Genomic DNA, 13,373 nt, shown 5'->3' on the forward strand with positions numbered 1-13,373 from the left:
ACGGACAAATAAGCATGGTGCATTGACTTTGGTCGTAGTGAAGTCCCTAAGCTGTTGCAAACGTTTGCCGAATGGAGGCGACGGAATGCCCCCTCATCCCCGCCGCCGGTATGCCCTCGTGGGCGCCGGCTCACGGGCCGGAATGTTCGTCCGTGCGATCACCGGTGACCACGCGGACGTGGCCCAGCTGGTGGCGATGGCCGACACCAACCCGGCCCGGCTCGCCGCGCACAACAAGCGGCTCGCCGAGCCCGTACCGGTCTACGCCGCCGCCGACTTCACCGAGATGCTCAAGCGGGAACGCGTCGACGTGGTGCTGGTCGCGACCGTGGACCGCTATCACGACCACTACGTCGTGGCCGCCCTCGAGGCCGGCTGCGACGCCATCACCGAGAAGCCGATGACCGTCGACGCCGCCGGTTGCCGCCGCATCCTCGACGCGCAGCGGCGGACCGGCCGCGACGTCCGGGTGACGTTCAACTACCGCTACAACCCGCTGCACGAGGCGGTGAAGCGGGTCATCTCCTCCGGCGAGATCGGCGAGGTCGGCTCGGTGCACTTCGAGTGGTTGCTCGACGTGCGGCACGGCGCCGACTACTTCCGCCGCTGGCACCGCGACAAGGAGAACTCCGGCGGGCTGCTGGTGCACAAGGCCGGACACCACTTCGACCTGGTCAACTGGTGGCTCGACGACAGTCCCGAGCAGGTGTTCGCGGCCGGGCGGTTGTTCTTCTACGGTGATCAGGGACGGCGTCACGGATACGCCCGCGACTACGACCGGGCGCACGGCGCGACCACGGCCGAGGGCGACCCGTTCGCGCTCCGGCTGGCCGACGAGCCCGCGATGCGCGAGCTCTACCTGGAGGCCGAGCAGCACGACGGCTACCACCGGGACCGCAACGTGTTCGCCCCCGGCGTCACCATCGAGGACGACATGGCAGTGCTGGTCCGCTACGCCGGCGGCGCGTCGATGAGCTACCACCTCACGGCCTACGCGCCGTGGGAGGGCTACCGGGTGATGTTCAACGGCAGCCGGGGCCGCCTCGAGCTGGAGGTCGTGGAGAGCGATCACGTCTCGCCCGGGGCCGCAGCCGGCGTGAAGGGCGAGCCGGGCGCCGAGTCGACCGCCGAGCAGGGCTCCAAGCGGCTGCTGGTCCGGCCGTTCTGGGCGCCACCGCGGGAGATCGCCGTGGACGGGCTGTCCCGCCACGGGCACGGCGGCGCCGACGTCCGGATGCTGACCGACCTGATCCGCCCCGACGCCCCCGCCGACCCGCTCGGCCGGACCGCGAACGCCGTCGACGGCGCGCAGGCCCTGCTGACCGGCCTGGCCGCCAACGAATCCCTGGCGCAGGGCCAGGCCATTCGCGTGCAAGAACTCCTAGATCTCAAGGACTTCAGGTGACCGACGAGAACCATCTCTTCCCCGCCGAGCCGAACCAGCGGCAGATCGCGCGTGAGCTGTACCGCCACGCGAGGGACCTGCCGCTGATCAGCCCGCACGGGCACGTCGACCCGGTGCTGCTCGCCGACGACGTGCCGTTCGGAGACCCGGCCCGGCTGTTCGTGGTGCCCGACCACTACGTCACCCGGATGCTCGCCAGCCAGGGCATCCCGCCGGCACGTCTCGGGGTGCCCAGTGTGGACGGCTCGGAGGTGGAGACCGACGGCCGCGCGATCTGGCGGCTGCTCGCCGAGAACTGGAAGCTGTTCCGGGGCACGCCGTCCCGGCTCTGGACCGAGAAGGTCCTCGCCGACGTCTTCGGCATCACCAAGACCTTGAGCGGCGGTACGGCCGACGACATCTACGACGAGCTGTCGGCCCGTCTGGCCGAGCCGGACTACCGGCCGCGTGCCCTGTTCACCAGGTTCAACATCGAGGTGCTCGCCACCACCGAGAGCCCCCTGGACGAGCTGCAGGCGCACGCCAAACTCGCCGCGGACGGCTGGGGCGGCCCCGGCGGCCGGGTGATCACCACGTTCCGCCCGGACAACCTGGTCGACCCGGAGTGGCCCGGCTGGGCCCAGCGGGTCGCCGAGCTCGGTGACCTGACCGGCCTCGACGTCGGCACCTACTCCGGCTTCCTGGCCGCCCTGCGCAGCCGCCGCCAGGCGTTCATCGAGGCCGGCGCGACCAGCTCCGACCACGGTCACCTGACCGCCGCGACCCTGGACCTGAGCGAGGCCGACGCGGCCGTGCTCTACCGCAAGGCCCTCGGCGGTGGTGCGGACGCGGCCGACGCCGAGGCGTTCCGGGCACACATGCTCGTCGAGTTCGCCCGGATGTCGCTCGACGACGGCCTGGTCATGCAGCTGCACCCGGGTTCGGTGCGCAACCACAACACCGCCCTGTACGAGCGGCACGGCCGCGACACCGGCGGCGACATCCCGTCGGCCACCGACTACGTGCACGCGCTGCGGCCGCTGCTGGACGCCCACGGCACCGACCCCCGCCTGCGGATCGTGCTCTACACGCTGGACGAGACCGTGTTCAGCCGGGAACTCGCCCCGCTCGCCGGCGGCTACCCGTCGCTGTACCTCGGCGCTCCCTGGTGGTTCCTGGACAGCCCGAACGCCCTGCGCCGGTTCCGGGAGTCGGTCACCGAGACCGCGGGCTTCTACAACACCTCCGGCTTCGTCGACGACACCCGCGCGTTCTGCTCCATCCCGGCCCGGCACGACGTGGCCCGCCGGATCGACGCCGGATACCTCGCCAAGCTCGTCGCCGAGGGAACGCTGCCCCTCGACGAGGCCGCGGAGACGATTGCCGACCTCGCGTACCACCTGCCCAAGAAGGTGTTCCGCCTCGACGGACCTCGGAGCGGGGACGAGGCATGACCGTGACCTACCGCCTCGATCGCGGTGCCCTCGAGTCGCTGCCCGCCGCGGCCCGCCCGGCCGTCGAGCCCGGCTCGGTCCGGCCCGGCATCGTCCACCTCGGGCTCGGCGCCTTCCACCGCGCCCACCAGGCCGTCTTCACCGAGTCCGCGGTCGCGGCCTCCGGCGGTGACTGGGGCATCGTCGGGGTGGCGCCGCGCTCCCGCGAGATCCTCGACAAGCTGCGCGAACAGGACGGGCTCTACAGCGTCCTGACCGTCGGCGGCGGCGAGGACCGGGCCCGCGCCGTCGGCATCCTGGCCGGCTTCGGCCACGCGGCCGGCGACCCGTACGGCGTGGTCGCGGCGATCGCCGACCCCGGTGTCCGGATCGTGTCGATGACCGTGACCGAGAAGGCGTACCGGCTCGATCCGGCCGGGCGGCTGCTGCTCGACGACGAGCTGCGCGACCAGCTCACCGGGCACGCGCCGCCCACGAGCATCCCGGCCCTGCTGGTCCGCGGCCTGCTGCGGCGGCAGGCGGCCGGCGCCGGCCCGCTGACCGTGCTGTGCTGCGACAACCTGCAGGGCAACGGCCCGCGCATCCGCGGTCTGGTCGAGCAGGCGCTCGACGTCGCCGGAGCGCACCTGCCGGCCGGCGTGGCGTTCCCGGCCACCATGGTCGACCGGATCGTGCCGGCCACCAGCGCCGACCACATCCGGCGTACGGCACTCGCGCTCGGCGCCGACGACGCCGCCCCGGTGGTGGCCGAACCGTTCACCCAGTGGGTCATGCAGGACGACTTCCCCGGCGGGCGGCCCGACTGGGCGGGCGTCGGAGCGATCATGACCGACGACGTCACGTCGTGGGAGAAGCTGAAACTGCGGGCCCTCAACGCGGTCCACTCGGCATGCGCTTACCTCGGGGCACTGGCGGGCCGCGAGCTGATCGCCGACTCCCTGGAGATCCCCGGCCTGCCGCAGACGCTGCGGCGGTTCATCGCCGAGGACATCGCCCCGACCTTCGAGCCGCCGAAGGGCGTCACGGTGATCGGCTACGGCGAGAAATCGCTGGAACGCTTCGCCAACCGGGAACTGGGCCACCGCAATCTGCAGGTCGCCATGGACGGCTCCCAGAAGCTGCCCCACCGATTGCTCGGCACCATCTCCGACCTGCGGAGGACCGGCGTCACTCCCGCCCTCGCGGTCCTCGTCCTGGCGGCGTGGATGCGCTTCGCGCGGGGGTACGCCGACAGCGGCGCGCCACTACAGCTGGACGACCCGCTGGCCGGCCGGATCCGGGCCGCGCTCGCCGCGGCACCGGACACCCCGGCCGGTGTGGTCGGCGCGTTGCTCGCCCTCGGTGAGATCTTCCCGCCCCACCTGGCCGGTGACGACGTGCTGCGTTCCGAGCTGATCCGCTGGTACGGCGAACTCGAGCGGCACGGCGTCGAGGCGACTGTCGGCGGACTGGCCCGATGACGACGCGGGTCGCGCTGATCGGCGCGGGAGGGCACGGGCTGTCGCACCGGCGGGTGCTGCAGCGGCTCTCCGACGCGGGACAGGCCGAGGTCGTGGGACTGTGCGACCGGCAGCCGGTGGAACCGCACCCGGACGCACCGCTGCCCGGCGTGCCGTTCTTCACCGACCACACCACCCTGCTGGCGGTCGCGCGGCCCGAGGTCGTGATCATCTGCACTCCGCCGCACACGCATCTGGCCATCGCGCTCGACGTGCTCGCCGCCGGCGCCGACCTGCTGCTGGAGAAGCCGCCGGTGATGTCGCCGGCCGAGCACACCACGCTCGCCGCGGCGGTCGAGCGTACCGGGCGGATCTGCCAGGTCGGTTTCCAGGCGCTCGGGTCGGCCGCGCTCGCCGAGCTGTGCGTGGCGGCTCCGGCCGGCGAGATCGGGGTGACCGGCGCCTGGTGGCGGCCGGACACCTACTACCGGCGGGCGCCGTGGGCGGGGAAACGCACCGTCGACGGCCGCCCGGTGCTGGACGGTGCGCTGGTCAACCCGTTCGCGCACGCCCTGATGCAGTCGCTGGTGGTCGCCGACGCCTGCGAGCCGGGATTCGGTCCGGTCTCGATCGAGCTGGAGCGGTACCGGACGCGGGACATCGAGACCGACGACACCACGTTCCTGCGCCTGACCGGCACCGGTGAGCGGCGGATCACCGTGGCCGTGACCCTCGCGTCGCCGGTGTTCATCGCGGGCGAGATCCGGGTCGGCGACGCCGTCCTGGAGTACCCCACCGACCGGCTGAGACTGCCGGGGGAGCCGGAGTTCCAGCACGTCCCGGGCCGGATCGGCCTGATGGAGAACCTGCTCGAACACCGGCGCGACCCCTCGGCGCCGCTGCTCGCGCCGCTCGCGCGCACCGCCGGGTTCACGGCGGTCGTCGAGGCCATCGTGGCCGCGCCGCCGCCCGCGGAGATCGGTTCGCGCTGGCTCGAACCGCACCCCGACGGTGGCGGTTCGATCGTGCCCGGCATCGACCGGCTGGTGCGGGAGATGACCGACACGGGCCGTCTGCCGTCCGAGTCCGGCGTGCCCTGGGCCCGCCCCGGCCTGCGGATCCCGATCGCCGCGCCGGCGAAGGTCCACTGAAACACCAGAGCCACGGCGGGGAGGCCGGTGTGCTCGTGCTCCTGCCCGCCGTACCGGAAAGGGTTTTTCTAGAGAAGGGATCTGATGAAGTGAATGCTCTGTCGGGTCGGGAAACGGTCGGGTAGGCCGTGCGTACCGCTCTCGCCGCGACCATCGGCCTCGTCCTCACCGCCGGTGTCGCCTCTGTCCCCGCCGCAGCAGCCCCGCCGGCAGTTCCGGCGGAGGCACGGGCGGTCCTGCCCGCGAACGACGGGTGGGCCGCCGCCACCACCGGGACCACCGGTGGCTCAGCGGCCGACGACGCGCACGTGTTCGTGGTGCGCAACCGCGCGGAACTCGTCGCCGCGCTGGCCGGCGGCACCGATCCGACCCCGCGGATCGTGCTGATCAAGGGCACCATCCGAGCCAACGAGGACGACGCGGGCAACCCGCTGACCTGTGACGACTACGCCGATCCGGCGTACACGCTGGACGGTTACCTGGCCGCCTACGACCCCGCGGTGTGGGGTCGCGCGACCCGGCCGACCGGCCCGCTGGAGGAGGCCCGGGTCCGGTCGCAGCGCAATCAGGCGGCCCGGATCCAGTTCCGGGTCGGTGCCAACACCACGATCTACGGACTGCCGAACGCCCGCCTGATCGGCGGCAACCTGCTGATCCAGAACGTGGACAACGTGATCGTGCGCAACGTGCGGTTCGAGGACGCGGCCGACTGCTTCCCGGCCTGGGATCCGACCGACGGCTCGCTCGGCAACTGGAACTCCGCCTACGACCTGGTGACCCTGACCGGGGCGACGCACGTGTGGGCGGACCACAACACGTTCAGCGACGGTGACAACATCGACGCGTCCCAGCCGCTGTATCTCGGGCGGCCCTACCAGGTGCACGACGGCGCGCTCGACATCATCCGCGCGTCCGACTACGTCACCGCCTCCTGGAACGTGTTCCAGGAACACGACAAGACGATGCTGATCGGATCCACCAACACGGTCGGCGCGGATGTCGGGAAACTGCGGGTCACCCTGCACCACAACGAGTTCGCGAACGTGGGGCAGCGGGTGCCGCGGGTCCGATTCGGACAGGTGGACGTCTACAACAACTACTTCTACCAGACCGATGAGGACGCGTATTCGTACTCGTGGGGTGTGGGGGTCTACTCGGCGATCTACGCCGAGAACAACTTCCTGCTGCGTAGTGCGGACCTCGCCCTGGAGGACGTCGTCTACGACTGGGGCGGCACGGCCATCACCGAGATCGGGACGCTGACGCGGGTCGGCACCGGGCCGGTGCGGGCGGTCAGCCTGCTCGACGAGTACAACGCCACCCACGACCCGGACCTGGGCGCGGATGCCGGCTGGACGCCGGTGCTGCGGGCCGGGCCGGTGACACCCACCGCGCAGGTTCCGGCGGTGGTCGGCAAGGGCGCCGGCGCGGGCCGGTTGTGAATGACGGTTCCCGGCCGGTGCATGACCGGCCGGGAACCGGATTCCGGAACGCCGGTGGCTCACCTCGATTACGCTGACCGCAAATTCGGTGAAATATCCGGTTATGCGGAGTGTTACTCATGAATATTGTTGCCCGTCGGCTGGCGGCGATCCCGGCCGGAATCCTCCTCCTCGCTGGCCTCGGCGGGCCGGCGAGCGCAACCGGTCCGACCGGTGTTCTGACCCCGCCCGGCACCGGATCGGCGGTCCTCGAGCAGATGCGCCGGGACGTCGCGGCGGTCACCGGCAAACCGGCCGTCCCGTGCTGGCACGACATCACCATCAGATCGGTGGCCAACGGCCTCTACGTGTCCGCCGAGATCGGCTGGGAGGCCGGCGACTACGGCGCGCTGCGGGCCCGCGCGGCGGCGCCCGGCAAATGGGAGAAGTTCATCGTCTGCCGCGACGCCCAGTCCGGGGTCACGAAGCTGCGTGCCCAGGCCAACAACGAGTTCGTCTCGGCCGAGCTCGACAACGCCGGAGCCCGGTACGGCATGCTGCGCGCCCAGGCCGAGAAGGCCGGCGGATGGGAGCGCTACTACTCCAACAGCGCCCCCGGCGGACAGTTCTCGTTCTACGCGCGGGACAACCGCCGCTGGGTCTCCGCCGAGGTCACGTTCCGTGGCGATCTTCAGGGAGTGCTGCGCGCGCGGGCCACGAGCGTGAGCGCCGAGCAGACGTTCGTATGGTGAGTTTCCTTTAAAGTGGAAGCCCTCGAACCTTAAGTTTCTCTTTATTTCGATCTTCGGTGATCCGCGCTTGGGAGCGTTCCCGTATGGACCGGCGAGAAGGTGGTCCAAGAGGAAGGCACGCAGATGAAGCGGTACCGGAGCTACCGGAGCAACGCGGGGGCATCGAACATCCGGCGCTGGCGGGTCGCCGGTGTGGCGGGTGTCGCGGTGGCCCTGGTCGGTGTGGGCCTCGGCGTGGCGGCTGCCGCCGACAGCCCTGTACCCACAGTGAACTGCCAGACCGTCGCCGACAAGCTGGGCGCCGTGCCGGCCCAGGCGCAGGCGGAGATCGCCCGCAACCTGCAGCTGCTCAACACGCAGATCCAGGAGGCCAACAACCGGATCCGCACCAGCCAGGGTCAGGGCGGACCGGCCTTCATCCAGAACGCGATCCTCGGCCCGCTGAAGGACAAGCGCTTCGCCACCATCAACCGCATGGAGACGGCGATCGGCCGGACCATCGCCAAGCCGAACCTGAACGCCGAGGGCCTGGCCCCCTGCAGCCTGAACGCCAGCGGCGGCGGCAACGCCTCGCCCGAGCCGGCCCAGGTGCCCGCCAAGTCGGTGCAGGCCGGTGCCGCCGTGGTCGCGAACGTCGGCTCGATCTCCTGCCCGGACGTGCGGATCAACGTGGCGATCCCGGCACAGGCGCAGGCCGAGATCGACCGCAACCTCGCTCTGCTGCAGACCCAGATCAACGAGGCCAACACCCGGCTCAAGAACTCGGTCGGCCAGGGCGGCGCAGCCTTCGTGCAGAACGCGATCCTCGGCCCGCTGAAGGACAAGCGATTCGCCACCATCAACCGCATGGAGACGGCGATCGGCCGTAACGCCGCGAAGCCGAACCTGAACGCCGAGGGCCTGTCGACCTGCTCGCTCAACGCCGCTGCCGGTGGTGGCGGCGCCGCGGCCGAGCCGACCGCGGCTCCGACCACGCAGCCTCCGGCGAACAACGGCAACGCCGGCAACGGCAACGCCGGCAACGGCAACGCCGGCAACAACCAGGCCGCGGCCAGCCGGAACACCGGCAACGTCGGCATCAACGACGGCACCGCGCAGGTGGACTGCCCGGACGTCGCCATCGACGTGGCGATCCCGGCGCAGGCGCAGGCCGAGGTCGACCGGAACCTGGCGCTGCTGCAGACCCAGATCAACGAGGCCAACGCCCGGATCAAGAGCACGGCCTTCCAGGGTGGCGTGAACTTCATCAACAACGCGATCCTCGGCCCGCTGGAGGACAAGCGGTTCGCCACCATCAACCGGATCGAGACGGCGATCGGCCGTAACGCCGCGAAGCCGAACCTGAACGCCGAGGGCCTGTCCGCCTGCAACCTGAACAAGTGACCTGCTCCGCCTGATCACCGAAGAGCCCGGCCGCTCGTGCGGCCGGGCTCTTTCGTGGTTCCGCCGGGTGGCGTCACCCCAGCACAATCGGCGTCATGGCGAAGCCCGAAGTTCTGGCCAAGGTGGACGCCGACCTCGAACGCGGCCACACTCATCTCGCCGCCCAGCGCCTGAACAGCCTGATCGCGGCCGATCCCTTCGACCTCGGCCTGCGCGCCCGGCTCGCGGCCGTGCACCGCCGCACCGGCAACTTCGCCGAGGCCGGCCGCTGGGGATATCTCACCGAGGATGTCACCGAGGCCGAGCTCAGGGCGTTCGCCAAGGCATACAGCGATCAGTTGCGTGCCCTTGTCCTCCACGGCGAGACGCCTCGCGATCTGGGACCCCTCGCCGCGGCCCGCCTCGCCGCGCTGCCCCACCCGCCCGTCTTTTCTCCACGTCAGGTCCCTGCCCAGCGGGTCGAGGCCTACAAACCGCCGGAGGACACGAGCGCGGGCGAGGTGATCTTCGGGCTGCTCCTGATGGTGTGCGCGGCCATCGGGGTGATCTCGGTCATCCGGTGGTTCCTCTGACCGGCTCGTCCTCGACGAACAGTTTGTCCAGGGTGGGGCGGGCCGCCTCCTGTGCCTCCCACGCCTCCACCGCGTCGACCTCGGCGTTGCGGGCCTCCTCCACGAGGACCTCCGCGGCGACCGAGGCGACGTGCGCCTGTTCGCGGACCTGCACCGTCTCGGCCACCGCCTCCTCGTAGGCGCGCCGCGCGTCGCGGACCCGGCCGTCGTCGAGCAGCGCGGCCGGCGGGCCCGCGTGATGCCAGATGCCGTTCAGCTGCTCCGCCGACAGCTCGCCCCGACGGTACGCCGCCAGCGCCGCACGCTGCACCAGCAGATGCGACTCGTCGGCCGTCGCCATCTTGGCCTGCCACTGCGCTTCCAGGAAACGGTCCTCCGCCTGGTCGCGTGCCCCGGCCGCCGCCTCGGCCCGGTGCCGGGCCTCGTCGGCCTCCGCCGCGGCCCGGTCGGCCGCGGCGCGTACCGTCTCCAGATCGTCCAGCAGCTCCTGCACCTCGCCCGGCACCGCCGGGCCGGAGCGCGGCCGCTGCCAGACCGCCACCGCCGCCACACACGTCAGGATCGCCACCACCGCCGCGGCGGCGCCGGCCGCCCACGTCCAGACCATTGCCCGCACTACCCTTCCCGGCGCTGTCTCCCCATCGATACCGACCGTAATGGGATGAATGGATCTTCGCCACCGCCATCCCGTGATCGCGGATGGATAGCACTATCGGATAGCCTCATGCGCTCGCGCGTGGCACGTCGAGTCCGTAACGCGGACGTGGTAGAAAGCCCGCCGACACCGGCGACGCAGAGGAGAGCCAACCGTGCCAGGCAGTACCCACACGATCACCGGCAGCGTCGTCGTCTACCTGCCCGTCGGCGTGCGGTCCCGGCTCCGCGAGCAGGCCGCGGCCACCGGCCGCTCCCACACCCAGCTGGTGTTCGACGCCCTCAACGCCACACACACGCGGCTCGCCGACCTGATCGGCACGAGCGGCGAACCCGCCGGTGAGACCGACGGGATCTTCGTCACCCAGCGGTCCGGGCGCCGTCGCCACCGCGAGGACCGGGTGCAGGTGTCGCTCCGTCCCCACCCGGCCAACCTCGCCGTCATCGACGATCTGGCGGCACGGCACACTACCGGCAACCGCTCCGCGTTGATCGCCGCCGCGCTCGACGAGTTCCTCCCGGCTCCCCCTCCGGCCCCTTTGAAAGGCGTCACCCCGTGAAGCAGTTCAACGACCTGATCGCCGACTTCTGGCGTGACTATGCGGCCCTGGTGCTGCTGGCCGGCGGCGTGCTCGGCGTGGTGCTGCTGATCAGCTTCGCGATCTGGGCCAAGCGGTCGAGGAAGCCACTGCGGCCGATCGCGCTGGCCTTCAGCATGAACCTGGCGCTGCTGCTCAACGCCGAGGGCATGTGGGTCATCGCGATCGACCAGCTCAAACTGCCGGCGATCTTCGCGGTGCTCGTGTTCGCGGTCTTCGAGATCTGCTTCCTGACCGCCACGTCGCTCGCGGCCGAGCAGTACCGGCGCACGTCCGTCTACGCGCCCGACGGGACCATCGTCACACCCGGCCACCCGGGCGCGATGCTGTGGATCGCGGCGCTCATCGCGGGGCTCTCCGGCGTCATCGTCGCCAGCAACGCGGTCACCTTCACCGAGAAACTGCTGCGGCTGGCCGTACCCTGCATGATCTTCCTGATGTGGTGGGCGGCCCTCACCGCCGCCGGTCAGCGGGTGCGTCGCGGTCGCTTCGCCTACAGCCCGCGCCGCCTCGCGGAGCGCTGGGGCTGGCTCATTCCCGACGACGACCCCGATCTGGTACGGATGGCCGCCGAACGCCAGGTGCGGCGCATGGTCGTCAACTACCACCGGGTCAGCGCGGGCCGCTTCCCCAAGCCGTGGTGGCGCTCCCGGCTGCTCAAGGACGCCCGCACCGCCGGGGAACCCGTCGTCGACGAGGTGATCGAGCAGCTCTCCCGGATCCAGCGGGTCATGGACCTGCTGGTGCCCGGCGCGGTCCGCATCAGTGTGCCGGTCAGGACCCCCGCCGCCCCGGCCGCCGCCGCTCCGGTGCTCGCCGCGCCTTCCGAGAGCTCGCCGGACGTGCTGGCCCGGGTGCTCGCGCCGGTCTCGCCGCCGGCTCCGGCTCCGTCCGGTCAGGCCGTTCAGTTCGTCGAGCCGGTCCAGTTCGTTCAGCCCTCGCCCTCGGCGGCCGACGTCGCCGCCGAGAGCCCGGCGCCCGTCAACGGGCGGGCAGTCGCCCCCGTCGCCTCCGAGGAACCGGCGCCCGTTCCCATCGAGTCCGCCGATCCCCGGCGCGCCACCGTCGCCGAGCGGGCCGCCGCCGCAGGTGGCGGGGTGCTGCCGATCCCGGCGCAGCGCGGAATCGACCGGGACGGAGTGGCGGCGCCCGGGGCGGTGCCGGTCTCTCCGTCGCCGGTCGCGCCCACCTCGGTCCCGCTCGCTCCGGTCGCGCCCAGCTCGACCCCGGCCTCTCCGGTCGCGCCCGTTCCGGTGTCTCCCGTTCCGGTGTCTCCCGCTCCGGCCGCCCCGGCTCCTGTCCCGTCGTGGGCGTCCACACCCACCGGGGCCCGCCCGGCCGTCAGTATCGCGGGGTCTCCCTGGTGGCGGCTCGCCGTCGACCGGCTCAGCAAGATGGTCGCCGAGGAGATCACCCCCGAGGACCTGCCCGAGATGAACTACATGCGGCGCACCGAACTGGCCCGCAAACTCGCACCGCGTGTCCAGGAACTCGGCGAGGGCGTGGTCCGCACGTTCATCAACGAGTACATCAGCGAGCTCGACGGGGAGCACGTCGAGTCTGCGTACCCGTGGCGCGACTTCCTGCCCGCCCCGGCCCTCGCCCAGCCCGGCTCGGAGGCGTGGCACAACGCGCTGCTCGACCTGCGTACCGCCCTCGAGGAGGAACTCGGCGAAGGCCAGCCCCTCGACCCGGAGGAACTCGCCGACCTTCTCGCGCCGAGCGCCCCCCGGCTCGACGACGCCACGATCCGCCGGTTCATCGGTGACTACGTGCTCGCGCTCAGCGGCATGACCGCTCCCGGCAACGCCCAGCCGTGGGCCGAACTGCTGCCCCGGCCGCAGAGCGTCCGGCCGGCCAGCGACGACGAACTGCTCGAGATGCACGGCGCCGAACTCTTCGAGCACCTGCGCAGCACCGGGCGGTTGAGCCGTTACAAGGTGCAGGCCGTCACCGGTATCAAGAGCCGCGTCCAGGCCGACCGGATCAAGTCCATCATCGAGGAACGGGCCGCTGAGACCGCCACCGCCTGAGACCGCCCAGTTGTGTGGTGACCTGTGCCCGCCGGCGGGCCGCAGGTCACCACGGGTGGCTGTCTGCCTTGTGGTGTGGTGATCTGTGCCCGCGGGTGGGCCGGAGGTCACCACGGGTGGCTGTTTGCCTTGTGGTGTGGTGATCTGTGCCCGCGGGTGGGCCGGAGGTCACCACGGGTGGCTGTTTGCCTTGTGGTGTGGTGATCTGTGCCCGCGGGTGGGCCGCAGGTCACCACGGGTGGCTGTTTGCCTTGTGGTGTGGTGATCTGTGCCCGCGGGTGGGCCGCAGGTCACCACGGGTGGCTGTTTGCCTTGTGGTGTGGTGATCTGTGCCCGCGGGTGGGCCGCAGGTCACCACGGAAGGCTGTTTGCCTTGTGGTGTGGTGATCTGTGCCCGCGGGTGGGCCGCAGGTCTCCGCGGAAGGCTGTCTGCCTGTGGGCTTGACCCGTTTCGACGGACAGGGTCGATGAGTTGGTCTTCAGGCTACGTTTAGTGCGGGTAGCAGGCTGATGTCGGTGCCGTTCTCGTAA

The 13,373-nt window shown here is 71.2% G+C and carries 11 protein-coding genes; 10 read left to right on the forward strand and 1 reads right to left on the reverse strand.

What is annotated here, in order from left to right:
- Window positions 1-85 precede the first annotated feature (85 nt).
- The 8 genes from CLV67_RS46015 to CLV67_RS46050 all read left to right on the forward strand — a co-directional run bounded on the left by CLV67_RS46015 (window position 86) and on the right by CLV67_RS46050 (window position 9,556).
- A complete protein-coding gene (locus CLV67_RS46015) occupies window positions 86-1,405 on the forward strand; it encodes a Gfo/Idh/MocA family protein (protein WP_106330299.1) in 1,320 nt (439 codons plus the stop codon).
- Window positions 1,402-2,838, forward strand: a complete 1,437-nt coding sequence (uxaC, locus tag CLV67_RS46020) for a glucuronate isomerase (protein WP_106330300.1) — start codon at window positions 1,402-1,404, stop codon at window positions 2,836-2,838. Before CLV67_RS46015 ends, uxaC begins: the two co-directional genes overlap by 4 nt.
- Entirely contained in the window at window positions 2,835-4,298 is a 1,464-nt protein-coding gene (locus CLV67_RS46025) for a mannitol dehydrogenase family protein (RefSeq protein WP_106330301.1), read from the forward strand. The genes uxaC and CLV67_RS46025 overlap by 4 nt, the downstream gene beginning before the upstream one ends.
- On the forward strand, window positions 4,295-5,428 hold the full coding sequence (locus CLV67_RS46030; protein WP_106330302.1) for a Gfo/Idh/MocA family protein: 1,134 nt from the start codon (window positions 4,295-4,297) through the stop codon (window positions 5,426-5,428). The genes CLV67_RS46025 and CLV67_RS46030 overlap by 4 nt, the downstream gene beginning before the upstream one ends.
- 128 nt (window positions 5,429-5,556) lie before the next feature.
- A complete protein-coding gene (locus CLV67_RS46035) occupies window positions 5,557-6,870 on the forward strand; it encodes a pectate lyase family protein (protein WP_106330303.1) in 1,314 nt (437 codons plus the stop codon).
- 119 nt (window positions 6,871-6,989) lie between these two features.
- Window positions 6,990-7,601 carry a fascin domain-containing protein gene (locus CLV67_RS46040; protein WP_106330304.1) on the forward strand — a complete coding sequence of 204 codons (612 nt, stop codon included), beginning with the start codon at window positions 6,990-6,992 and terminating at the stop codon, window positions 7,599-7,601.
- 123 nt (window positions 7,602-7,724) lie between these two features.
- Window positions 7,725-8,984 carry a hypothetical protein gene (locus CLV67_RS46045; RefSeq protein ID WP_106330305.1) on the forward strand — a complete coding sequence of 420 codons (1,260 nt, stop codon included), beginning with the start codon at window positions 7,725-7,727 and terminating at the stop codon, window positions 8,982-8,984.
- Window positions 8,985-9,079: 95 nt separating this feature from the next.
- A complete protein-coding gene (locus CLV67_RS46050) occupies window positions 9,080-9,556 on the forward strand; it encodes a DUF6584 family protein (protein ID WP_106330306.1) in 477 nt (158 codons plus the stop codon).
- Here CLV67_RS46050 and CLV67_RS52430 read toward each other — a convergent pair.
- Entirely contained in the window at window positions 9,537-10,163 is a 627-nt protein-coding gene (locus tag CLV67_RS52430; protein ID WP_106330307.1) for a hypothetical protein, read from the reverse strand. The genes CLV67_RS46050 and CLV67_RS52430 overlap by 20 nt on opposite strands.
- A 202-nt stretch (window positions 10,164-10,365) precedes the next feature.
- Between CLV67_RS52430 and CLV67_RS46060 the strand changes: the two genes are divergently transcribed.
- Both CLV67_RS46060 and CLV67_RS46065 read left to right on the forward strand, forming a co-directional pair.
- Complete coding sequence (locus CLV67_RS46060) at window positions 10,366-10,770, forward strand: hypothetical protein (RefSeq protein ID WP_106330308.1); 405 nt, start codon at window positions 10,366-10,368, stop codon at window positions 10,768-10,770.
- Window positions 10,767-12,842 (forward strand): polycystic kidney disease 1-like 3, encoded by a 2,076-nt coding sequence (locus CLV67_RS46065; RefSeq protein ID WP_106330309.1) that lies wholly within the window; start codon window positions 10,767-10,769, stop codon window positions 12,840-12,842. The genes CLV67_RS46060 and CLV67_RS46065 overlap by 4 nt, the downstream gene beginning before the upstream one ends.
- The last annotated feature ends 531 nt before the right edge of the window (window positions 12,843-13,373 follow it).

This window comes from Actinoplanes italicus (assembly GCF_003001815.1).
In the GTDB taxonomy this organism is placed as follows: Bacteria; Actinomycetota; Actinomycetes; order Mycobacteriales; family Micromonosporaceae; genus Actinoplanes; species Actinoplanes italicus.